Genomic DNA, 23241 nt, shown 5'->3' on the forward strand with positions numbered 1-23241 from the left:
AGTTGAGTTGACCCGAACGCAGCAGTCCCCCACCATCCGCCCCGGCCAGGTGTACGCGGGCGTCGTGATCGAGCTGCCCGAGCCCGTGGGCCGGGAGCTCCAGGACTGGCGCGCGTCCTTCGGGGACCCCGCCTCGTACGCCGTGCCGGCGCACATCACGCTGATGATCGCCCCGCAGGCGGAGCGCTGGGCGGACGTCGTGCAGCGGGTCGGCGCCGTGGCCCGCGAGTGGGAGCCGTTCCGGGTGGAGATCAACGGCACCGGCACGTTCCGCCCCGTGAGCCCGGTGGTCTACCTGCGCATCCAGGAGGGCGAGGAGCAGTGCCGCGCGCTGCACGACGCCCTGCACGAGGAGCAGCTCGTCTCGGCGTCCCCCTTCGAGTTCCACCCCCACGTCACGATCGCCCAGGCCGTGGAGGAGGAGGACCTCGACCGCGCCCAGGAGATGCTGCGGACCTACCGCGCCGGGTTCCTCGTGGACCGGATCGGTCTCTACGAGCTCGACGGCCGGGGCGTCTGGCGGATCCGCGAGGAGTTCCCCTTCTCGGGGCGCGACCGCGACCGGCGCTGAGCCGCCCGGCCATGAGCACCCGCGCCGGTCCCCGCACCGGCCCCGCCCCCGAGCTGCCGCCGCGCGCGGTCGACCGCCACGGCATGCGGCGCGAGGCCCTGCGCCAGCGGGCGCTGCTGCGCGAGAAGCGGGTCGCCGGCGCCGGCGCCCTCGGGCTGGCCGGCTCGGTGCTCGCGGTGGCGCTCGCCGAGACCTACCGGCGGATGCCGGTCCGCGTGGTCCTGCACTACCTCTTCCACGGCGGGCCCCTCATGGCGGCGGGCCTGTCCTTCGTGCTGATCTTCGCGTCCACCGCCCTGCTGGTGATGGGCTTCTCCGTGATCGGCGTGTTCCTCGGCAACGACCCCCTGGTGCGCGACGCCGTGGTGGAGGCCGTGACCGAGCGCGTCCCCGGCCTGCTGGACACCGGGGACGGGGGAGTGGTCCCCCTCGAGCTGCTCGAGGACACCCGGCCCTTCACCCTGGCCACGGTGATCGGCGGCGCGGTCCTGTTCTTCTCCGGCTGGCGCTGGGTCTCCGGGGTGCGGCTCGCGTTCCGCCGGCTCTTCGAGGTGCCCCCTGCGCAGGGCCTGCCCATCGCGGCCGTGCCGCGCGACCTGCTGGGGCTGCTCCTGCTGGGCGTGCTGCTCGCCCTCTCGGTCGTGGCCAACGGCGCGGCCTCGGGCCTCCTGGGCTTCCTGCTGGACACCGCCGGGGAGCTCGGCTGGGGCAGCGGCCCCGACTGGCTGCGCACCGGGCTGACCTGGGCGATGAGCACCCTGCTCGTCGTCGTGCTGGACGCCCTGTTCGCCCTCGAGCTCGTGCGGGGCGTGGCCGGGCTGCGGATCACCCGCCGCGCCCTGGCCGTCACCGTGCTCGCCGCGGCGGCCGGCAGCTTCGCGCTGCGCTACATCGGGGGCACGGTGGTCGCCGGGGCCACCACCAACCCGTACCTGCTCTCGGTCGCCCTCGTGGTGGGCGTGCTCCTGTGGTTCTACCTGTTCAACCAGATCCTGCTGTTCTCGGCGGCGATCGGGGCGATCGTGCACGCGGACCAGCGCGGCGGGCGGGTGCACCCCGACGGCGAGAACGTGGCGATCACCGTGGTGCCCATGGCCACCCTGACCGGTCGCCGCTGAGCTGCCGCCGCGCACGGACGACGGCGGCCCGCCCCCTGCCGTGCAGGGGACGGGCCGCGGCGGCCTGGGGGCACGCTCACATGGAGCGGCTCAGGATGGCGTTCTTGACCTCGGCGATGGCCTTCGTGACCTGGATGCCGCGCGGGCACGCCTCGGTGCAGTTGAAGGTCGTGCGGCACCGCCACACGCCCTCCTTGTCGTTGAGGATCTCCAGGCGCAGGTCCCCCGCGTCGTCGCGGGAGTCGAAGATGAACCGGTGCGCGTTGACGATCGCCGCCGGACCGAAGTACTGGCCGTCGGTCCAGAACACGGGGCAGGACGACGTGCACGCGGCGCACAGGATGCACTTGGTGGTGTCGTCGAAGCGCGCCCGGTCCTCCTGGGACTGGTAGCGCTCCATGGTCGGCTCGTTGCCGCCGGCCACGAGGAACGGCATGATCTCGCGGTAGGACTGGAAGAACGGCTCCATGTCCACGATCAGGTCCTTCTCGCACGGCAGACCCTTGATGGGCTCTACCGTGACGGGCTTGGACAGGTCGAGGTCCTTGAGCAGCACCTTGCAGGCGAGGCGGTTCTGGCCGTTGATGCGCATGGCGTCCGAGCCGCACACGCCGTGCGCGCAGGAGCGGCGGAAGGACAGCGAGCCGTCGATCTCCCACTTCACCTTGTGCAGGGCGTCCAGCACACGGTCGGTGCCGTACATGGTGAGCTTGAACTCGTCCCAGCGGACCTCGTCGGAGACCTCCGGGTTGTAGCGGCGGATCTGCAGGGTGAGGTCGAAGGTCGGGATCTCGTCGCTGCCCTGCCGCTCCTCGGGCAGGTCCACGCGCGCGGCGGGTTCCCCGCCCTCGGCGTTCTCGGCGGCGGGGTCCACGGCCGGGGTCGCGGCCTCGTCGCGCTCGTCGACCGACCCGGCGTCCGCGTCGGTCTTGTAGCCGGCGCGGTCGTCCTGGGCGTGGCCCGGGGCGTGGCCGTGCTCGGGGGCGCGGTCCTGGGGGTCGTCGTCGCGGCCGTCCTCGGGCCGGTCGGGAGTGTGTGCGGTAGACATCAGTACTTACGCTCCATGGGCTCGTAGCGGGTGAAGATGACGGGCTTCGTCTCCTGCCGGATCCCCGCGGTGGGGGAGGAGGGGTCGAGGTAGACCATCGAGTGCTTCATGAAGTTGGCGTCGTCGCGCTCCGGGAAGTCCTCCCGGAAGTGCCCGCCGCGGGACTCGGTGCGGTGCAGGGCGGCCACGGTCATGACCTTCGCGAGCTGCAGGAGGAAGCCGAGCTCCACGGCCTCCAGCAGGTCCAGGTTGAAGCGCTTGCCCTTGTCCTGGATGGAGATGTTCGCGTACCGGGCCTCGAGGGCGGCGATGTCGTCCAGCGCCGTCTGCAGGGTGTCGGCGGTGCGGAACACCTGGACGTTGAGGTCCATGGTGTCCTGCAGGTCCTTGCGGATCGCGGCGACCTTCTCGGTGCCGGTGCCGTTGCGGGCGTTGTCGAGCAGCGCCACGGTGCTGTCCAGGGCGGTGTCGGGCACGGGCACGAACTCGGCCCGCTGCGCGTACTCGGCGGCGTAGATGCCGGCGCGCTTGCCGAACACGTTGATGTCCAGCAGCGAGTTGGTGCCCAGGCGGTTGGAGCCGTGCACGGACACGCAGGCGACCTCGCCCGCGGCGTACAAACCCGGGACCACGTTCTCGTTGTCCTGGAGCACCTCAGCCTTGATGTTGGTCGGGATGCCGCCCATGGCGTAGTGGCAGGTCGGGAACACCGGGACGGGCTCGGTGTAGGGCTCCACGCCCAGGTACGTGCGGGCGAACTCCGTGATGTCGGGCAGCTTCGCGTCGATGTGCGCCGGCTCGAGGTGGGTGAGGTCGAGCAGGACGTAGTCCTTGTTCGGCCCGGCGCCGCGGCCCTCGCGCACCTCGTTGGCCATGGAACGGGCCACGATGTCGCGGGGGGCGAGGTCCTTGATGGTCGGGGCGTAGCGCTCCATGAACCGCTCGCCGTCGGCGTTGCGCAGGATCCCGCCCTCGCCGCGGGCCGCCTCGGAGACGAGGATGCCCAGCCCGGCCAGGCCGGTCGGGTGGAACTGGATGAACTCCATGTCCTCGAGGGGCAGGCCGTTGCGGAACGCGATGGCCATGCCGTCGCCGGTGAGCGTGTGGGCGTTGGAGGTCGTCTTGTAGACCTTGCCCGCGCCGCCGGAGGCGAAGACCACGGACTTGGCCTGGAAGACGTGCAGCTCCCCGGAGGCGAGGTCGTAGGAGACGACGCCGGCGACGCGGCGCTGGCCGTCGACCTCGGTCATGATCAGGTCCAGGACGTAGTACTCGTTGAAGAACTCCACGTTGTGCTTGATGCAGTTCTGGTACAGCGTCTGGAGGATCATGTGGCCGGTGCGGTCCGCGGCGTAGCAGGCGCGGCGCACGGGGGCCTTGCCGTGGTCGCGGGTGTGGCCGCCGAAGCGGCGCTGGTCGATCTTGCCCTCGGGGGTGCGGTTGAACGGCAGGCCCATCTTCTCGAGGTCGAGGACGGCGTCGATGGCCTCCTTGGCCATCACCTCGGCGGCGTCCTGGTCGACCAGGTAGTCACCGCCCTTGATGGTGTCGAACGTGTGCCACTCCCAGTTGTCCTCCTCGACGTTGGCGAGGGCCGCGCACATGCCGCCCTGCGCCGCGCCGGTGTGGGACCGCGTGGGGTACAGCTTGGTCAGTACGGCAGTGCGGGAGCGCTGACCGGCCTCGATGGCGGCGCGCATACCGGCACCACCGGCGCCGATGATGACCACGTCGTACTTGTGAACCTGCATACCGGTTGTTCTTTCTGTTGGGTGTTCCGTCGGATGTGCTGGGGCCCGGTCGCCTGTGACCGGACGGCGGAGACGGCCCGCCGCGGGGCGGGCCGTCTCCGGCAGGCATCAGCCCGCGGTGCAGAAGCTCGCGAGCAGCGCGGGGTCCGCGCCGGCCGGGCAGGGCTCGAAGGTGAAGATGACGAGGGTGCCGAGCAGGATCACGAAGGCGGACGTGGTGAAGAGGAAGACCTTCAGCCAGAACCGGGTCCGGTCCTTCTCCGCGTAGTCGTCGATGATCACGCGCAGCCCGTTCGTGCCGTGCAGCATCGCCAGCCACAGCAGGAGCATGTCGAAGACCTGCCAGAACGGGCTGGCCCACTTGCCGGCCACGAACGCGAAGTCGACGGCGTTCACGCCGCCCTCCGGGCCCACGAGGTTGACCCAGAGGTGGACGAAGACGAGCACCAGCAGGATCACGCCGGACAGGCGCATGAACAGCCACGCGAACATCTCGAAGTTGTTGCGGCGGGACGAGGAGCGGTTGTACTTGATGCCGTTGACCTCGAGGTCCTTGCTCCGGGGGACCGAGATGCTTGCCTTGAGCGGAGTGCTCATAGTGATTAACCCCCGAAGACGTGGGACAGGTGACGGATGAGGAAGGGGATCATGACGACGACCCACAGGGCCAGGACGCCCCAGAGCATCTGCTTCTGGTACTTGGTGCCGCTGGACCAGAAGTCGACCATGATGATGCGCAGGCCGTTGAAGGCGTGGTAGACGATGGCCGCCACGAGGCCGGCCTCGCCCAGGCCCATGACCGGGTTCTTGTAGGTCGCCATGACCGCGTTGTAGGCCTCGGGCGAGACCCGCACGAGCGCCGTGTCCAGGACGTGGACCAAGAGAAAGAAGAAGATGGCCACGCCGGTGATGCGATGGGCCACCCAGGACCACTGGCCATGAGCCTGGCCGCGGTACAGGGTGCCCTTGGATGTCTTCGCCACTGAAAAACCTCCCTGAGTCGCTCGCCGTCGTGCGCTCTAGAAATGTTCGGGAATTCGCACTGCGCACGACGTGAGCGGAGCCCTCCGGCTCTGTGTCGGATGATGCGCGAGTTCCCTCCTACGATACCAGCACGACCGGTGTTTACTGACAGGCTGTCCCGCACGGGCGCACGGGTTCCGCCGTGCGCGCACGTCGTTTTCCGTGGGCTCCCGGGCGACGTCGTATGGTGTTGTCCGTGACCTCCCCACTCGCGCACTTCCACCCCTTCATCCCTGCCGGAGGGGTGGGCTCCCGGCTGTGGCCCCTCTCCCGGGCCGACGCCCCCAAGTTCCTGCTCGACCTCACCGGCTCCGGCTCCTCCCTGCTCCGCGCCACGTACGACAGGCTCGCGGGCCTGGGCGACGGCCCGGTCATGGTCGTGACCGGGCGCACGCACGCGGCTGCGGTCTGCCGCCAGCTCCCGGAGCTTTCCACCGGCGACCTCGTGCTCGAGCCGTCCCCGAAGGACTCGGCGGCGGCCATCGGCCTGGCCTGCATGCTCGTCCAGCGCCGCGACCCCGAGGCGATCATCGGGTCCTTCGCGGCCGACCACGTGATCGAGCCCGCCGGCGCCTTCCAGGACGTGGTCCGGGAGGCCGTGGCCGCGGCGGCCTCGGGGCGGATCGTGACGATCGGGATCCCGCCGAGCTCCCCGGCCACCGGCTTCGGCTACATCCGGGCCGGCGCCCAGCTCGGGCTGCCGGACGCGCCCCACGCCCTGCAGGTCGAGGAGTTCGTCGAGAAGCCCGACGAGGACACCGCCCGGCACTACGTGGCGAGCGGCAACTACACGTGGAACGCCGGGATGTTCGTGGCGCCCGCGTCCCTGATGCTGCGCCACCTCGCCGCGAGCCAGCCGGAGCTGCACGCGGGGCTCACCGAGATCGCCGACGCCTGGGGCACGCCCGCCCAGGACGAGGTGGTGGACCGGGTGTGGCTCGGGCTGCCCAAGATCGCGATCGACTACGCCGTGGCCGAGCCCGCGGCGGCCGCCGGGGACGTGGCCATGGTCCCGGCGAGCTTCACCTGGGACGACGTCGGGGACTTCGCCGCGATCCGGCGGCTCAACCACGTCGACCCCGAGACGGACCCCGACGTCACGGTCCTCGGCGACAACAGCCGGGTGCTCTCCGACAGCTCCAGCGGCATCGTCGTCTCGGACACGGGCCGGCTGATCGCGCTGATCGGGGTCGAGGACATCGTCGTCGTCGACACCCCGGACGCGCTGCTGGTGACCACCCGGGAGCACGCCCAGCGCGTCAAGGACGCGGTGGCCTCCCTCAAGCAGAGCGGCAACACGGACGTCCTGTGAGCGTCGGGGGCGGTGCGCGCCCGGGAGTAGTCTGGACAGATGCCTGACGCGCCATCCTCCGCCGCGGCCCTGGAGGCCGGCCTCCCGCCCGCCATCGGCCCCCTGCTCAAGCGCTACCTGCCCGACCTGATCGCCTTCCGGCGGGACCTGCACCGCCACCCCGAGCTGTCCTACCAGGAGTTCCGCACCACGGACCGGATCGTGGGCGCCCTGGAGAACATGGGCCTGTCCCCGGTGCGGCTCTCGGACACCGGGTGCTACGTGGACATCGGGCACGGCCCGATCGGCGTGGGCCTGCGGGCGGACATCGACGCGCTGCCGATCCAAGAGGGCACGGGCCTCGAGTGCTCCTCCGTCAACGACGGCGTGGCGCACTCCTGCGGGCACGACATCCACGCCACGGTGATGGTGGGCGTGGCCAAGGTGCTCGCGGACCTGCACCGGACCGCGCACATCGCCGGGACCGTGCGGATCGTCTTCCAGCCCGCCGAGGAGCAGCTGCCCGGCGGCGCCCTCACCGTGCTGCGCCAGGGCGTCCTCGAGGGCGTGCCCCGGATGTTCGCCCTGCACTGCGAGCCCAAGGTCGACGTCGGCCAGGTCGGCACCCGGATCGGCGCGATCACGTCCGCCTCCGACACCGTGCGCATCGAGTTCACCGGCCGCGGCGGGCACACCTCCCGCCCCCACCTCACGCAGGACCTCGTCTACGCGATGGCCCAGATCGCCGTCAACGTCCCGGCCGTGCTCTCCCGGCGGATCGACGTGCGCTCCGGCGTGGCCGTGGTGTGGGGCCAGATGCACGCCGGCGTGGCGCCCAACGCCATCCCCGCCACCGGGTTCATGTCCGGGACGATGCGCTGCCTCGACGCCGACGCCTGGCACCGGGCGGGCACGCTGCTCGACGAGGTCGTGCACCAGGTGGCCGCGCCCTACGGGGTGGACGTGGAGCTGGAGCACATCCGCGGCGTCCCTCCCGTGGTCAACGGGGAGGTGGAGACCACGCTCATCGAGAACGCCGCCCGCGCCGAGCTCGGCGAGGACGCGGTGGTGCTGGTGCACCAGTCGATGGGCGGGGAGGACTTCGCGTGGTTCCTCCAGGAGGTGCCCGGGGCGATGATGCGGCTGGGCACGCGCACGCGGGGCGGGCACACCTACGACCTGCACCAGTCGGACTACGTGGCGGACGAGGCCGCGATCGGCTGCGGCATCCAGGTCATGACCAACACGGCCCTGCGCGCCATCCGGCTGCACTCCCGGCAGACCCGGCCGGACGTCACCACGAATTAACGCGGCCCTCCGGCGCACCGCCACTACCCGTGGGTAGAGTGGCACCACGTCGCGCTTGCCGCGTGACCGGGATCACCGCCCGGCCGCGCCCGTCACCTGGAGGAACCATGACCTTCCCGCCCCGGACGTCCCGAGGAACCCGCCCGCTCTCCGCCGCCGCGCTGCTCGGCGCCTCCGCCCTCGTGCTCGCCGGTTGCGGCGCGGCCCCCGAGGAGGGCGGCGAGGCGCAGGAGCAGGCCACCGACTTCACCGGCTGCATCGTCTCCGACTCCGGCGGTTTCCAGGACCGCTCCTTCAACCAGAACTCCTACGAGGGCCTGCAGGCCGTCGAGGAGTCCATGGGCATCGAGGTCAACCAGGCCGAGTCCCAGGCCGAGACCGACTTCGAGCCCAACCTGACGTCCATGGTGCAGTCCGGGTGCGACCTCACGCTGTCCGTGGGCTTCCTCCTCGCCGACGCCACCCGGGCCGTGGCCGAGGCCAACCCCGAGTCCAACTTCGCGATCGTCGACGACGCCTCGATCGAGCTCGACAACGTCAAGCCGCTCGTCTACAACACGGCCGAGGCCGCGTTCCTCGCCGGCTACGTGGCGGCGGGCAGCACCCAGAGCGGGACCGTGGCGACCTACGGCGGGATGGACATCCCCACCGTGACGGTGTTCATGGACGGCTTCGCCGACGGCATCGACCACTACAACGAGACCAAGGGCGAGGACGTGCGGCTCCTGGGCTGGGACAAGGACTCCCAGGACGGCACCTTCGTCAACAGCTTCACCGACACCTCCGCGGCGAAGACCACCACGCAGAACTTCATCAACGAGGGTGCGGACATCGTGCTGCCCGTGGCCGGGCAGGCGGCCCTCGGCACCCTCGACGCCGTGGTCGAGGCCAACGGCGGCGGCGGCGACGAGGTCCGCTTCGTGTGGGTCGACGCCGACGGCTACGAGACCCTCGACCAGGGCCAGGAGTACCAGCTCACCTCCGTGCTCAAGCAGATGAGCACCTCCGTGCAGGACGTCGTCGAGTCGGCCGCCGAGGGCGAGTTCAGCAACGAGCCCTACGTCGGCACCCTCGAGAACGACGGCGTGGGCATCGCCCCGTTCCACGACCAGGAGGAGGCCGTGGGCGAGGAGCTCGCCGCCGAGGTCGAGCAGCTGCGCCAGGACATCATCGACGGCACGGTCACCGTCGAGTCCGAGAACTCGCCGCAGGCCTGATTCCGGACGACACCGACCACCGCACCCACCGCCGCCAGCGAGGGCCCCGGCCGCAGCTGGCGGCGGTGGCGTGCCCGCCCGGGGCCGGCGGACGGCCCAGGAGGAGGACCACCCCACCATGAAGCTGGAACTGCAGTCCATCACCAAGCGGTTCGGCTCCTTCGCGGCCAACGAGGACGTCGACCTCGTCGTGGAGCCCGGGCAGATCCACTGCCTCCTCGGCGAGAACGGGGCGGGCAAGTCCACCCTGATGAACGTCCTCTACGGCCTGTACCGGCCGAGCGGGGGGCGCATCCTCGTGGACGGCGCCGAGGTGTCCTTCCGGGGCCCCGGGGACGCCATGGCCGCCGGGATCGGCATGGTGCACCAGCACTTCATGCTGGTGCCGGTGTTCACCGTCGCGGAGAACGTGGCCCTCGGCGCGGAGAGCACCCGCGGCGGCACCCTCGACCTCGAGACCACCCGCCGCCGGATCCGGGAGATCTCGCAGCGCTACGGCTTCCACGTGGACCCGGACGCCGTGGTCGAGGACCTGCCCGTGGGCGTGCAGCAGCGGGTCGAGATCATCAAGGCCCTCGTGCGGGAGGCGCAGGTGCTCATCCTCGACGAGCCCACCGCGGTGCTCACGCCCCGGGAGACCGACGAGCTGCTCGAGATCATGCGCCAGCTGCGCGGGTCCGGGAAGTCGATCCTGTTCATCTCCCACAAGCTGCGGGAGGTCAAGGCGATCTCCGACGTCATCACGGTGATCCGCCGCGGCCGGGTGGTGGGCCAGACGTCCCCGGAGGCCTCGACCTCCGAGCTCGCGGCCCTCATGGTGGGCCGGGACGTGTCCCTGACCGTCACCAAGGGCGAGGCCGAGCCGGGGGAGCGGGCCCTGGAGGTCTCCGGGCTCACCGTGGTCGCGGACAACGGCGTGAAGCTGCTCGACGACGTCGGATTCGACGTGGCCCGCGGCGAGATCCTCGCGGTGGCCGGCGTGCAGGGCAACGGCCAGACGGAGCTGGCCGAGGCGATCCTCGGCCTGCGGGAGCGGGCCACCGGCTCGATCCGGCTGGGCGGCACCGAGCTGCTCGGGAAGTCCGTGCGCCAGGTCCTCGACGCCGGAGTGGGCTTCGTCCCGGAGGACCGCTCCACGGACGGGCTCGTGGGCCCGTTCACCGTCGCAGAGAACCTCGTGCTGGACCTCTACGGCGACGACCGCTTCTCCCGCGGCCCGTCCCTGCGGCTGGGTGAGGTCCAGGCCAACGCCCGCCGCGCCGTCGAGCAGTTCGACGTCCGCACCCCCTCCGTGGACGCCCCCGTGCAGACCCTCTCCGGCGGCAACCAGCAGAAGGTCGTCATCGCCCGGGAGCTCTCCCGGCCCCTCGAGCTCTTCCTCGCCTCCCAGCCCACCCGCGGGGTGGACGTGGGGTCCATCGAGTTCATCCACGAGCAGATCGTCGCCGAGCGGGACAAGGGCGTGGCCGTGCTCATCGTCTCGACCGAGCTCGACGAGGTGTACGCGCTCGCGGACCGGATCGCCGTGTTCTTCCACGGCCGGATCATGGGGATCGTGGGCCCCGACACCCCGCGCGACGTCCTGGGCCAGATGATGGCCGGGGCCACCGCCGAGGAGCTCCGCGCGGCCGGCGTCCGGCCCGACGGCGCGCGGCGGACCGGAGCGCAGCCGACCGTTCCCCCGCAGACCGACGCCCCACCGACCGACGCCCCACCGACCGATGCCCCGCAGGCCGGCGCTCCGCAGGCCGACGGCCCGCAGGCCACGGCGCAGCACCCGAAGGAGCAGGCATGAGTGCCACCGGAGCGGCCCCCGCGGCCGCCGACCAGCAGAAGGCGCCGCCGCCCACGGCCGTCACGCCCGGGAGCCCCCGGCGGGACTGGACCGGCTCCGCGGTGCAGTCCGTGCTCGCGATCGTCGCCGCCCTGCTCCTGGGCGGGCTCCTCATCGCCCTGACCGACGACCGGGTGGCCGACGCCGCGAGCTACCTCTTCGCCCGCCCCGGGGACACGCTCGCGGCCATGTGGGCCGCCGCGTCCTCCGCCTACGAGGCGATGTTCTACGGCGCCGTCTACAACCCGAACGGCAGCACGTTCGCGCAGCGGGTCTACCCGCTCGCGGAGACCCTCACCGTGGCCACGCCGCTGATCCTGGCGGGGCTCGGCGTGGCCGTGGCCTTCCAGGCCGGGCTGTTCAACATCGGCGCCCAGGGGCAGCTGCTGATCGGCGCGGCGCTCGCCGCCTGGGTCGGCTTCGCCTGGCAGCTGCCGGTGGGCGTGCACCTGCTCGCCGTGATCCTCGCCGGGGCCCTCGGCGGCGCGCTGTGGGGGGCGATCGTGGGCGTGCTCAAGGCCCGCACCGGCGCCCACGAGGTGATCCTGACGATCATGCTCAACTACATCGCGCTCAACCTCGTCGCCTGGCTGCTCACCCGCCCAGCGTTCCTGCGCCCGGGCTCCTCGAACCCCGTGAGCCCCCAGGTCGCGGACACCGCGATGTTCCCCAAGCTGCTGGGCGAGCAGTTCCGGCTGCACTGGGGCTTCGTGCTCGCGGTCCTCGCCACGGTGTTCGTCGCCTGGCTGCTCAAGCGCTCCACGATCGGCTTCGAGCTGCGGGCCGTGGGCGCCAACCCGCGCGCGGCCCGGACCGCCGGCATCTCGGTCACGCGCGGCTTCGTCGTCGTCATGGTCCTCGCGGGCGCGCTCGCGGGACTCGCGGGCGTGGCCCAGATCTCCGGCACCGAGCGCGCGCTGACCGCGGGCGTCGCCGCGTCCTTCGGCTTCGACGCGATCACGGTGGCCCTGCTGGGCCGGTCCAAGCCGTGGGGCACGTTCTTCGCGGGCCTGCTCTACGGCGGGTTCCGCGCCGGCGGCGTCACCATGCAGTCGATGACCGGCACGAACATCGACATCGTCCTGGTCGTGCAGTCCCTGATCGTCCTGTTCATCGCCCTGCCGCCGCTGGTGCGGACCGGGCAGGACCGGGTCCGCTCCCGCCGCGGTGGGAGCGCCACCACCACCGCCACCGAGGGAGACCGGGCATGAGCTCGCAGCATCCGGAACCGCGCCCCGAGCAGGCGCCCTGGGACTCCGGCGGCCCGGCCGGCAGCACGGCCGGCCGTCCGGCCGGCGGCACCGCCGCGACGACCCTGCCCCCGCCGGCCGACGCGGAGCTGTCCACGACCGCGGCCAACGAGGTCGTGGGCGTCACCAGCTGGCGCACCCCGGTGGTCCTCGGCCTCCTGGGCCTCGTGGCCCTGCTGCTCTTCGGGCTCAACGCCCCGGACAACACGGTGAGCTTCCGCGTCTCGGAGGCCGGCGACCTCTTCCGCGTGCCGGACCTCGTGGTGCACGGCGTGCTGTGGGGCTGGCTCACCGTGGCCGTGCTCGCCGGGCTGACGGTCCTCGCGGTCCTGCGCGCCCGGGCCGGGGCGCACCTGCCCCGGTGGGCGGTGCTCGTGTTCGGCTTCTTCTTCGTCAGCGGCTTCCTCGTGTGGGTCGTGGGCAGCGCGCGCAGCCCGGACGTGTCCCTGTCCGGGCTGCTGGCCGGGTCCGTGGCCCTGGCCATCCCGCTGATCTTCGGCTCCCTGGGCGGACTGCTGTGCGAGCGCTCCGGCGTGATCAACATCGCGATCGAGGGCCAGCTGCTGTTCGGCGCGTTCTCCGCGGCAGTGGCCGGCTCCCTCTCCGGCAGCGCCTGGGTGGGGCTGCTCGCCGCCGTGCTGGGGGCCGGGCTCGTCTCGCTCGTCCTGGCGGTCTTCGCGATCACCTACCGGGTCAACCAGGTGATCGTGGGCGTGGTGCTCAACGTGCTCGTGTCCGGGCTGACCGGCTTCCTCTTCGCCACGGTGCTGGAGTCGGACCCGGGCGTGTTCAACTCCCCGCCGCGGCTGCCGCGCTTCGCCGTGCCCGTGCTCTCGGAGATCCCCCTGATCGGGCCGATCGTCTTCGACCAGTCCGTGATCGGCTACCTGATGTACGCCGCGGTGGCGCTCGTGTGGTTCGCGCTCTACCGGACGCGCTGGGGGCTGCGCACCCGGTCCGTGGGGGAGCACCCCAAGGCCGCGGACACCCTGGGCGTGAAGGTCAACGCCCTGCGCTTCCGCAACGTGCTGCTCGGCGGGATGGTCGCCGGTCTCGGCGGCGCCTTCTACACGCTGGTCTCCGTCTCCGCGTTCACCCGAGACATGACCTCCGGCGCCGGCTACATCGCGCTGGCCGCCCTGATCTTCGGCCGCTGGAACCCGGTCGGGGCGCTGCTCGCGTCCCTGCTGTTCGGCTTCGCGTCCAACCTGCAGTCGATCCTGTCCTTCCTGGGCACGCCCGTGCCCAGCCAGTTCCTGGCCATGCTCCCGTACGTCGTCACCATCCTGGCCGTGGCCGGGCTCGTGGGGGTCTCCCGCGGTCCCGCGGCCATCGGCAAGCCCTACACCAAGGAGTGAGCGCCCCGTGAACGAGCCCCTGCGCCCCGGCGGCGAGGCGACCGACGACGGGCCCCGGATCGACTGGGACCGGCTGCGGGAGGCGGCCGTGGCCGCCCGCGAGCACGCCTACGTCCCGTACTCGCGCTTCCCCGTGGGCGCGGCCGCCCTCACCGAGGACGGGCGGGTGGTCTCCGGGTGCAACGTGGAGAACGCCTCCTACGGCCTGACCCTGTGCGCCGAGTGCGCCCTGGTGTCCGCGCTGCACATGTCCGGCGGCGGGCGGCTCGTCGCGTTCGTGTGCGTGGACGGGAACGGCGACGTCCTCATGCCCTGCGGACGTTGCCGGCAGCTGCTGCACGAGCACCGCGCACCCGGCCTGCGGCTGCTCACCGTCTCCGGGGTGCGCACCATGGCCGAGGTGCTGCCCGACGCCTTCGGCCCCGAGAACCTCTAGTCCCCGAAAGGACCCCACATGACCGAGCAGTTCGACGCCGTGGACGTCATCCGGACCAAGCGCGACGGCGGTGCCCTCTCGCCCGGGCAGATCGCGTGGGTCCTGGACGCCTACACCCGCGGGGTCGTGGCCGAGGAGCAGATGAGCGCCCTGGCCATGGCGATCTTCCTGCGGGGCATGGACCGGGACGAGATCGCGGGCTGGACGCGGGCGATGATCGCCTCGGGCGAGCGGATGGACTTCTCCGCGCTCGTGCGCTCCGGGGCGCGCTCGGCCACCGCGGACAAGCACTCGACCGGCGGGGTGGGGGACAAGATCACGCTGCCGCTGGCGCCGCTCGTGGCCGTGTACGGCGTGGCCGTCCCGCAGCTGTCCGGGCGCGGCCTCGGCCACACCGGCGGCACCCTGGACAAGCTCGAGTCCATCCCCGGCTGGCGGGCGGCCCTGTCCAACGAGGAGATGCTGGCCCAGCTGCGGGACGTGGGCGCGGTGATCTGCGCCGCGGGCTCCGGCCTGGCGCCCGCGGACAAGAAGCTCTACGCGCTGCGGGACGTCACCGGGACGGTCGAGTCCATCCCGCTCATCGCGTCCTCCATCATGTCCAAGAAGATCGCCGAGGGCACCCAGTCCCTCGTGCTCGACGTCAAGGTGGGCTCCGGGGCGTTCATGAAGGACCTGGCATCCGCCCGCGAGCTGGCCCGCACGATGGTCGACCTCGGCACCGGCGCCGGGGTCACGACCACCGCCCTGCTCACCGACATGTCCACGCCCCTCGGGCTGGCGGTCGGCAACGCCGTGGAGGTCCAGGAGTCCGTCGAGGTGCTCGCCGGCGGCGGCCCGGCCGACGTCGTGGAACTCACCGTGGCGCTCGCCGGGGAGATGCTCGCCGCGTCCGGGGTCCCGGACGCCGACCCGGCGGAGGCGCTGCGGGACGGCCGGGCCATGGACGTGTGGCGGGCCATGGTGGCCGCCCAGGGCGGCGACCCCGACGCCCCGCTGCCGCGGGCCCGGGAGTCCGAGACCGTGGTGGCCGAGGCCGATGGCGTGCTCGCCGAGCTCGACGCCCACCAGGTGGGGGTGGCCTCCTGGCGCCTCGGAGCGGGCCGCGCCCGACGCGAGGACCCCGTCCAGGCCGGCGCCGGCGTGCTGCTGCACGTCAAGCCCGGGGACGCCGTCCGGGCAGGGCAGCCGCTGCTGACCCTGCTCACCGACACCCCCGAGCGCTTCGCGCGGGCCCGGGAGGCCCTCGAGGGCGCCGCCGTGATCGCCCCGGAGGCGCCGGCGTCCCGGCCGGACCGCGCCGTGGTCCTGGAGACCGTGCGGTGATCGCCGGCCGCTGAAGCGCCGGGGCCGGCTGCCGGGCCCGCCTATACTGCGGAGAGAACCAGCGCGAAACGAGAACCGAGGGCGTGCGCACACGCTCGGAAGGGTGGGTCCAGTTGGGTCTGCGAGGCATTTTCCGGAAGAACACCGAGGACAGCACACCGCGCCACGAGACCGGACGGCCCGAGCAGCCGGCCGGTCCGACCGCCGGCCCCGACACCGGGACCCGGGAAACGGGCCAGGACGGGCACGGTCACGAGGAGCACGGCCCGGAGGAGGTCCGGCCGCTGCCGGACCGCGGACCTCTGCCCTTCCTCGTGGACCGGCTGACGTCCCGGGGGGCCGACCGTGCCGTGCTCACGCTCGTCCAGCGCGGCAACACCATGACCCACCAGACCCAGCAGTCCGTGGGGGACGCCGACCCGTCCGTGGAGTCCGGCACCGTGGACCAGGACTCGCCCCTCTTCGACCCCGTGGCCGACCTCTACAGCGAGGCCATGTCCTCGCCCCGCGGCGCGTGGCAGAACGCCCGCATCGAGGTGGGCCCGGAGCAGGACGGGGTCCGCTCCGTGGTGACGACCTACGGTTTCGCCGACGGCAGCGAGGACGTCCGCACCTGGCGGTCCGGGCGGCCCACGCCGGGCGCCGCTGCCGCGGGCACGCGGTCCCCTGCGGAGACGAGCTCCGCCGAGGACCGGCCTGCCGGTGAGCGACCCACCGGGGAGCGGTCCGACGACGAGCGCCAGGCGGCCGGGACCGGTGCCGCGTCCGAGCCGACGGGCCCGGCCGCGGAGCACTCGGCCGTGGGAGTCCCCGCCGTCGCCGCGGCCGCCGTTGCCGGTGGAGCCGCTGCGGGCGGGACCGGGTCCTCCGCGACCGGTGCCGCCCGTGGCCCCGTCCCCGAACCGACAGACGGCCCGGTCTCCGCGCAGAGCGCGGAGCCGGCCGCCGAGCCGATCACCGAGCCGATCACCGGGACGGAGGCCGTTCCCGGGGCCGCTCCCGCCACGGAGGTCCCCGCGGCCGGCCGGGAGCAGGACGAGCACCGCGCCTCCGACCGGGAGGCCACCGCCCACGACGTCCCCGACCATGGCGTCGCCCAGCACGAGGTCCCCGACCACGTCGACCACGAGGAGTGGCACGAGGACGTCGAACCGGCCGCGCCCACCGGGGCGGCGGCCGCGACGGCCGCCGCGGCCGCCGCCGGCACCGCCGCCGGGGACGACCACGACTCCTCCGCCCCGGAGACCGCGGTCTCCACCGACGTCTCCCCGTCCTACCGGGCCCCGGCGGAGGTCCAGGACCGGCCCTCCCAGGACAAGCTGGCCGAGGGCAACCTCGTGCTCAAGGAGGTCGACGTCCTGCGCCGGCTCGCGGACGCCCAGCGGCGCCTGTTCGGCGAGGACGGCACGGCGATGGACGTCTCCACCGTGCTCGTGCGGGTGCGGGCCCTGGGCACCTACTACGACGCCCTGACCCACGTGCGGAAGAACGGCTTCTGGGACCAGCGCCGCACCTTCGACCTCGTCCCCGAGGAGCTGCTGCACGTGCAGGAGCTCAAGGACGAGTCCTACGTGGAGGGCAACGGCGCCCCGCTGGCGATGATGTTCCGCTTTCGCCCGGGCATCCCCCCGGAGGTGTCCTTCGACTACGCGGACGAGGAGGCCTTCGTGCGCTACGAGGACCGGCTGCCCGCGCAGAACTACCTCGAGGAGCTGCGCATGTACCCCCGCACCGGGGCGCACATCCCGCAGCACATGAACGAGGCCCTGCAGGACTGGAACTACTGAGACCGACCGAGACAGGGGCCGTCCCGACCGTGATGCTGACCTCCGCCGAACAGCACCCGGGCCGCGTGCCGGACCGGGTCCTGCGCGATCTGCCCAAGGTGTGCCTGCACGACCACCTCGACGGCGCCCTGCGCCCGGCCACGGTGGTCGAGCTGGCCGCCGCCGCCGGGCACCGGCTGCCGGCCGAGGACCCCGAGGCGCTGGGCCGGTGGGTGCGGGAGAGCGCCGACTCCGGCTCGCTGCTGCGCTACCTGGCGACCTTCGAGCACACGGTCGCCGTGATGCAGACCCCCGAGGCGCTCGTGCGCTGCGCCCGGGAGTACGTCGAGGACCTCGTGGCGGACGGGGTGGTCCACGCAGAGGTGCGCTGGGCCCCGGAGCAGCACACCGCCGGCGGCCTGTCGATGGCGGAGGCCGTCGAGGCCGTCCGGCTCGGGCTCTCGGAGGGCGTGCTGGCCGCGGAGGACGCCGGCCACATCGTGTCCGTCACCCAGATCCTCTGCGCCATGCGCCACGCCGAGCGCTCCCTCGAGATCGCCCGCCTTGTGGTGGACAACCGGGACCGCGGCGTGGTGGCCTTCGACCTCGCGGGACCCGAGGACGGCTTCCCGCCCGCCCGCCACCGGGCCGCCTTCGAGCTGCTCGCGGACGAGCTGGTGCCCGTCACCCTCCACGCCGGGGAGGCCGCCGGCATCGAGTCGATCCGGGACGCGCTGGCCACGGGCCGCGCCCTGCGCCTGGGCCACGGGGTGCGCATCGCGGAGGACATCGACATCGACTACCTGGAGGACGTCGCCGTCGTCGACCTGGGCCGCACGGCCGAGTGGGTCCGGGACCGGGGCATCGCCCTCGAGGTGTGCCCCACGTCCAATCTCCAGACCGGGGCCGTGGCTGCGTTCGGCGGCGGTCCCGAGCGGCACCCGGTGGACATGCTCTACCGGACCGGCTTCACGGTGACCATCTCGCCGGACAACCGGCTGATGAGCGGGACCACGGTCACGGACGAGCTGGCCCTGCTCGTGAAGCACTTCGGCTACGGGCTCGAGGACCTGGAGCGGCTGCAGCGCAACGCCGCGGCCGCCGCCTTCCTCCCGCTCGAGGACCGCACCGCCCTGGACGGGATGATCACCGACGGCTTCGAGGGGATGCACGCATGAGCCAGGGGCACGGCACCGACGACGTAGCGGCGGGGCTCGGCGTCCCGGAGCGGACCGGGCAGCGCTTCGCGGAGCTCGTGGCGGTCATGGACCGGTTGCGCTCCCCGGGCGGGTGCGCGTGGGACGGGCAGCAGACCCACGAGTCCCTCGTGCGCTACCTGGTGGAGGAGGCCTACGAGGTGGTCGAGGCCGTGGAGGCCGAGGGCGGGCCGGCGGCCCACGCCGGGCTGCTCGTCGAGGAGCTCGGGGACGTCCTGCTGCAGGTGGTCTTCCACTCCCGGGTCGCCCAGGAGCGCCCGCGCGCCGAGGGCGGCTTCGACGTGGCCGACGTGCTCGAGGCCATCACCGCCAAGCTGGTCCGCCGCCACCCCCACGTCTTCGACGCCGGCGCCACCGGGGACGTCGCGGGGGAGCAGACCCTCGAGCAGCTGCACTCCCGCTGGGAGGACCTCAAGCGGGCCGAGAAGCCCGAGCGGACCGGGCCCTTCGACGGCATCCCGCCGCACCTGCCGGCCCTGGCCCTCGCGGAGAAGACCCTCGCGCGGGCCCGCAAGCACGACCTCGAACCCGCGGTCCCCGCCGCGGAGGAGCCCGGCGGCCCGCACACCGAGGAGGAGCTGGGCGAGGCGCTGTTCGCGCTCGTGCGCTCCGGCTCCGCCCGCGGGCTCGACGCCGAGCGGGCCCTGCGCGGGGCCGCCCGCGCGTACGCCGCCGCCCGGAACGGGGACTGATCCCGTCACGGCCCGCCCCGGCGGCCGGCCACCGGCGCCGAGTCGCTAGGCTGGAGCCGCCGGGGGCGCCCGGCTCCGCCGGTGCGGACCCTCGGCCGGTGCCCCGCACCGGGGCCCCGACCGCCCCACCACGCACGTTCCACCCACGTCAGCAACAAGCTCAGCACCAACGTCAGGAGCAACCCATGGCCATGATCACCGCAGTGCACGCCCGCCAGATCCTCGACTCCCGCGGCAACCCGACCGTGGAGGTCGAGGTGCTGCTGGAGGACGGCAGCTACGGCCGGGCGGCGGTGCCCTCGGGCGCCTCCACCGGTGCCTTCGAGGCCGTCGAGCGCCGTGACGGCGATAAGAACGTCTACCTCGGCAAGGGCGTCCTCGAGGCCGTGAAGGCCGTCGACGAGGAGATCGCCGAGGCCGTGATCGGTCTCGACGCGACCGACCAGCGGCTGGTCGACCGCACCATGCTCGACCTCGACGGCACGGACAACAAGGGCAGCCTCGGCGCCAACGCCATCCTGGGCGTCTCCCTGGCCGTGGCCCGCGCCGCCGCCAACGCCTCCGACCTCGAGCTCTACAAGTACCTGGGCGGGCCCAACGCCCACGTCCTCCCGGTGCCCATGATGAACATCCTCAACGGCGGCTCCCACGCCGACTCGAACGTGGACATCCAGGAGTTCATGATCGCCCCGATCGGCGCCGCGACCTTCTCCGAGGCCCTGCGCACCGGCGTGGAGGTCTACCACTCCCTCAAGGGCGTGCTCAAGGAGCGCGGCCTCGCCACCGGGCTGGGCGACGAGGGCGGCTTCGCCCCGAACCTCGACTCCAACCGTGCCGCCCTCGACCTCATCTCCGAGGCGATCGAGAAGGCCGGGTACACCGTGGGCACCGACGTGGCACTGGCCCTGGACGTGGCCTCCTCCGAGTTCTTCGAGAACGGCAAGTACAGCTTCGAGGGCAAGCAGCTCAGCGCCGCGGAGATGACCTCCTACTACGAGGAGCTCGTGCGCGACTACCCGATCGTGTCCATCGAGGACCCGCTGGACGAGGACGACTGGGCGGGCTGGCAGGCCCTGACCGCGTCCGTGGGCACCCAGGTCCAGATCGTGGGCGACGACCTGTTCGTCACCAACCCGGAGCGGCTGGCCCGCGGCATCGACGAGGGCGCCGGCAACGCCCTGCTCGTGAAGGTCAACCAGATCGGCTCCCTCACGGAGACCTTCGACGCCATCTCCCTGGCCCAGCGGCACATGTTCCACTGCATGATCTCCCACCGCTCGGGCGAGACCGAGGACACCACGATCGCGGACATCGCGGTGGCCACCAACGCCGGGCAGATCAAGACCGGGGCGCCGGCCCGCTCCGAGCGCGTGGCCAAGTACAACCAGCTGCTGCGCATCGAGGAGGAGCTCGGGGACGCCGCGCGCTACGCGGGGGCCTCCGCGTTCCCGCGCTACACCGCGAAGTGACCACCGGCGGCTGACCGGCCCCGCCGGCCCGTCGTCGTGCAGGGGGAGCGGCCGTTCCCAGCGGCGGCCGCTCCCTCCGTGAGCGCTACACTGGTCCCCGTCCCCGCCCTTCCCCCGTGAGGTCGCCATGCCCGCTCCCCGCCCGCGCACCACCCGCCTGCTCGGCGGGCGCGACGCCGCGCCGGGCACCCGCGGGCGCGACGGCGGGACGGGCGGCGGCCCGGGCCACGGGCCGGGCGGCGGGTCCAGCGCCGTGGGGTCGCCGGTCCCCGCCCGCACCTTCAGCGGGCGGTTCCTGATCCTCACCCTCGTGGCCGTGCTCATCGTGTTCCTGGCGGCGCCGACCACCAAGATCTTCCTCGAGCAGCGGGCGGAGATCGCCCAGCTCGAGCGCGCCATCGCCGACATGGAGGCCCAGCAGGCCTCCCTGGAGGACCAGGTGGACCAGTGGTCGGACGAGACCTACGTCAAGCAGCAGGCCCGGGACCGGCTCCTCTACGTGATGCCGGGGGAGCGGTCCTACCTCGTGGTGGGCGCCGAGGAGATGGACGGCGCCGTGGTGGACTCCTCGGCGGCGCAGGTCGAGGCCGAGAAGCCCGCCTGGGTGGACGCCCTCTGGCAGTCCGTGGTGGCCTCCGCCTACGAGGACGCCCGTCCCGCGGCGGGCACCGGAGCCGCCGGGGACACGGACACCGGCGGGACCGCGGACGCCGGCGGGGAACCGGCCGGCAGCGAGGACGCGGACACCGCCGAGGACGCGGACACCGACGCCGAGCCGGGCAGCACCGACGAGCCCGCGGCCCCCGGACAGTCGGGCAGCACGGACGAGCTCGGCGCAGGCCAGGACCCCGGCACCACCGAGCAGGCAGAGCAGACAGAGCAGAGCGTCCCGGCCGCCCCGGCGGACGGGGCCGGCGCGCCGCAGGACGCGGCGACGGACAGCCGCGGCAGCGCCGCGGAGTGAGGAACGGCGTGAACCCCCAGCACGGACACGAGCCCGGCGACCGGCCGGCCCCCGCACCCCGGGGACTCGGGGTGACGGCCGCGACGGTCGAGCCCACGGCCCTGGACCTCCAGGTGCTCTCCCGGCAGCTCGGGCGTCCCGTGCGCGACGTCGTCGAGATCCCGGCCCGGTGCACGTGCGGGAACCCGCTCGTGGCGGCCACCGCGCCGCGGCTGGCCAACGGCATCCCGTTCCCCACCGTGTTCTACCTGGCCCACCCCGTGATCACCGCGGCGGTGTCCCGGCTCGAGGCCGCCGGCCTGATGTACACGATGACGGACCGCATCGCCGAGGACGAGGCGCTGGCCGCAGCCCACCGGGTCGCGCACGAGGACTACCTCGCCGAGCGCGCCCGGGTCGGCGCCGCGGCCGGCACCGGGCCCGTCCCCGAGATCGAGGGCATCTCCGCCGGCGGCATGCCCGTGCGGGTCAAGTGCCTGCACGTGCTCGCCGGCCACGCGCTCGCGGCCGGGCCCGGTGTGAATCCGCTCGGCGACGAGACCCTCGACGCCATCGCCGAGTGGTGGACCCCCGACGCCTGCCACTGCGACCCCGCCTGGCGCGAGGCCTGAGACCCACCCGCCCCCGACACCCCCCGAGGACTCCCCATGCGCACAGGCGCCATTGACTGCGGCACGAACTCCATCCGACTGCTCATCGCCGACACCCGGGAGGAGCAGGGCCGCACGGTGCTCGACGACGTGGTGCGCGAGATGCGCGTGGTCCGGCTCGGCCAGGGCGTGGACGCCACCGGGTGGCTCGCCGAGGCGGCGCTCGAGCGCACGTTCGCGGCCACGGACGAGTACGCCCGGCTGCTGGCGGAGCACGGGGTGGAGCAGCTGCGCTTCGTGGCCACGAGCGCCACCCGCGACGCCGGCAACCGGGACGTCTTCCTCGCCGGGATCCGCGAGCGCCTCGGCGTGACCCCCGAGGTCATCAGCGGCGACGAGGAGGCCGAGCTGTCCTTCCGCGGCGCCGCGGCCGCCGTGGGCGGCACGGATCCGGAGGACCGGGTCCTGGTGATCGACCTCGGCGGAGGGTCGACAGAGTTCGTGCTGGGCAACGCCCAGGGGGTGCGCGCGGAGCGCAGCGTGGACATCGGCTGCGTCCGCCTGACCGAGCGCCACCTCGGCTCCAACCCGCCCACCGCCGCCCAGCAGGAGGCCGTGCTGCGCGACGTCGACCACGCCGTGGACGTGGTCCTGCAGACCGTGCCCCTCGCGGAGGCCACCCACCTCGTGGGCGTCGCGGGCACCATCACGACCGTCACGGCGCACGCCCTCGGGCTGTCCGCCTACGACCCCGCGGCCATCGACGGCGCCGCGCTGCCCGCCGAGCGGATCGCGCAGGCGTGCCGGGAGCTCACGGCCATGACCCGCGCGGAGCGCGCCGCGCTGCCCTACATGCACGAGGGCCGTGTCGACGTCATCGGCGGCGGCGCCCTCGTGTGGCGGCGGATCGTCGAGCGGGTGGGCGCCGCCACCGGTGGACGGGTGGACTCGGCGATCGCGAGCGAGCACGATATTTTGGACGGTATCGCCCTGTCCCAGGTCGGCTGACCCG

At 73.0% G+C, this 23241-nt stretch carries 21 protein-coding genes; 17 read left to right on the forward strand and 4 right to left on the reverse strand.

All coding sequences use genetic code 11. The features are described from left to right. Positions 1 to 7 precede the first annotated feature (7 nt). Together RF647_RS02765 and RF647_RS02770 are read left to right on the forward strand one after the other, a co-directional pair. Complete coding sequence (locus RF647_RS02765; protein ID WP_133410615.1) at positions 8 to 571, forward strand: 2'-5' RNA ligase family protein; 564 nt, start codon at positions 8 to 10, stop codon at positions 569 to 571. A gap of 11 nt (positions 572 to 582) precedes the next feature. Then, on the forward strand, positions 583 to 1689 hold the full coding sequence (locus RF647_RS02770) for a YihY/virulence factor BrkB family protein (protein ID WP_368810403.1): 1107 nt from the start codon (positions 583 to 585) through the stop codon (positions 1687 to 1689). Positions 1690 to 1765: 76 nt separating this feature from the next. On the opposite strand, the gene RF647_RS02775 is transcribed toward RF647_RS02770, so the two are convergent. From RF647_RS02775 to sdhC, 4 genes are all read right to left on the reverse strand, one after another. Further along, complete coding sequence (locus RF647_RS02775; protein ID WP_368810404.1) at positions 1766 to 2737, reverse strand: succinate dehydrogenase iron-sulfur subunit; 972 nt, start codon at positions 2735 to 2737, stop codon at positions 1766 to 1768. After that, complete coding sequence (sdhA, locus tag RF647_RS02780; protein WP_017832182.1) at positions 2737 to 4488, reverse strand: succinate dehydrogenase flavoprotein subunit; 1752 nt, start codon at positions 4486 to 4488, stop codon at positions 2737 to 2739. Before sdhA ends, RF647_RS02775 begins: the two co-directional genes overlap by 1 nt. A 108-nt stretch (positions 4489 to 4596) precedes the next feature. Next, complete coding sequence (locus RF647_RS02785) at positions 4597 to 5085, reverse strand: succinate dehydrogenase hydrophobic membrane anchor subunit (RefSeq protein WP_017832183.1); 489 nt, start codon at positions 5083 to 5085, stop codon at positions 4597 to 4599. A 5-nt stretch (positions 5086 to 5090) separates the two neighbouring features. Then, positions 5091 to 5471 carry a succinate dehydrogenase, cytochrome b556 subunit gene (gene sdhC, locus RF647_RS02790; RefSeq protein ID WP_017832184.1) on the reverse strand — a complete coding sequence of 127 codons (381 nt, stop codon included), beginning with the start codon at positions 5469 to 5471 and terminating at the stop codon, positions 5091 to 5093. A 224-nt stretch (positions 5472 to 5695) separates the two neighbouring features. On the opposite strand from sdhC, the gene RF647_RS02795 reads away from it, so the two are divergent. The 15 genes from RF647_RS02795 (at position 5696) to RF647_RS02865 (ending at position 23237) form a co-directional block, all read left to right on the forward strand. Next, a complete protein-coding gene (locus RF647_RS02795) occupies positions 5696 to 6823 on the forward strand; it encodes a mannose-1-phosphate guanylyltransferase (RefSeq protein ID WP_368810405.1) in 1128 nt (375 codons plus the stop codon). A gap of 39 nt (positions 6824 to 6862) precedes the next feature. Continuing rightward, positions 6863 to 8110 carry an amidohydrolase gene (locus RF647_RS02800; RefSeq protein ID WP_368810406.1) on the forward strand — a complete coding sequence of 416 codons (1248 nt, stop codon included), beginning with the start codon at positions 6863 to 6865 and terminating at the stop codon, positions 8108 to 8110. A gap of 107 nt (positions 8111 to 8217) precedes the next feature. Next, positions 8218 to 9327, forward strand: a complete 1110-nt coding sequence (locus RF647_RS02805) for a BMP family protein (protein ID WP_017832187.1) — start codon at positions 8218 to 8220, stop codon at positions 9325 to 9327. 118 nt (positions 9328 to 9445) lie between these two features. Then, a complete protein-coding gene (locus tag RF647_RS02810; protein ID WP_368810407.1) occupies positions 9446 to 11122 on the forward strand; it encodes an ABC transporter ATP-binding protein in 1677 nt (558 codons plus the stop codon). Next, positions 11119 to 12372 carry an ABC transporter permease gene (locus RF647_RS02815; RefSeq protein WP_368810408.1) on the forward strand — a complete coding sequence of 418 codons (1254 nt, stop codon included), beginning with the start codon at positions 11119 to 11121 and terminating at the stop codon, positions 12370 to 12372. Before RF647_RS02810 ends, RF647_RS02815 begins: the two co-directional genes overlap by 4 nt. Further along, positions 12369 to 13769 carry an ABC transporter permease gene (locus RF647_RS02820; RefSeq protein ID WP_368810409.1) on the forward strand — a complete coding sequence of 467 codons (1401 nt, stop codon included), beginning with the start codon at positions 12369 to 12371 and terminating at the stop codon, positions 13767 to 13769. Before RF647_RS02815 ends, RF647_RS02820 begins: the two co-directional genes overlap by 4 nt. Before the next feature lie 7 nt (positions 13770 to 13776). Further along, complete coding sequence (locus tag RF647_RS02825) at positions 13777 to 14205, forward strand: cytidine deaminase (RefSeq protein WP_017832191.1); 429 nt, start codon at positions 13777 to 13779, stop codon at positions 14203 to 14205. Positions 14206 to 14223: 18 nt separating this feature from the next. Continuing rightward, on the forward strand, positions 14224 to 15531 hold the full coding sequence (locus tag RF647_RS02830) for a thymidine phosphorylase (protein ID WP_368810410.1): 1308 nt from the start codon (positions 14224 to 14226) through the stop codon (positions 15529 to 15531). 83 nt (positions 15532 to 15614) lie between these two features. Next, a complete protein-coding gene (locus RF647_RS02835) occupies positions 15615 to 17318 on the forward strand; it encodes a hypothetical protein (protein ID WP_368810411.1) in 1704 nt (567 codons plus the stop codon). 32 nt (positions 17319 to 17350) lie between these two features. Beyond that, positions 17351 to 18475: an adenosine deaminase gene (locus tag RF647_RS02840; RefSeq protein ID WP_368810710.1), complete on the forward strand. Its 1125-nt coding sequence runs from the start codon at positions 17351 to 17353 to the stop codon at positions 18473 to 18475. Next, the gene (locus RF647_RS02845; RefSeq protein ID WP_368810412.1) at positions 18472 to 19206 is read left to right on the forward strand and encodes a MazG nucleotide pyrophosphohydrolase domain-containing protein; all 735 of its coding nucleotides are present in this window, start codon (positions 18472 to 18474) and stop codon (positions 19204 to 19206) included. The genes RF647_RS02840 and RF647_RS02845 overlap by 4 nt, the downstream gene beginning before the upstream one ends. A 185-nt stretch (positions 19207 to 19391) precedes the next feature. Continuing rightward, positions 19392 to 20675, forward strand: coding sequence for a phosphopyruvate hydratase (gene eno / locus RF647_RS02850; protein ID WP_368810413.1), 1284 nt, complete (start codon positions 19392 to 19394; stop codon positions 20673 to 20675). A gap of 127 nt (positions 20676 to 20802) precedes the next feature. Next, positions 20803 to 21639: a septum formation initiator family protein gene (locus RF647_RS02855; protein WP_368810414.1), complete on the forward strand. Its 837-nt coding sequence runs from the start codon at positions 20803 to 20805 to the stop codon at positions 21637 to 21639. An 8-nt stretch (positions 21640 to 21647) separates the two neighbouring features. Next, a complete protein-coding gene (locus RF647_RS02860; protein WP_368810415.1) occupies positions 21648 to 22250 on the forward strand; it encodes a DUF501 domain-containing protein in 603 nt (200 codons plus the stop codon). A gap of 36 nt (positions 22251 to 22286) precedes the next feature. Further along, the gene (locus RF647_RS02865) at positions 22287 to 23237 is read left to right on the forward strand and encodes an exopolyphosphatase (protein WP_368810416.1); all 951 of its coding nucleotides are present in this window, start codon (positions 22287 to 22289) and stop codon (positions 23235 to 23237) included. Positions 23238 to 23241: the final 4 nt, after the last annotated feature.

It is taken from the genome of Kocuria sp. CPCC 205263 (genome assembly GCF_040981075.1).
Classification (GTDB): domain Bacteria; phylum Actinomycetota; class Actinomycetes; order Actinomycetales; family Micrococcaceae; genus Kocuria; species Kocuria rosea.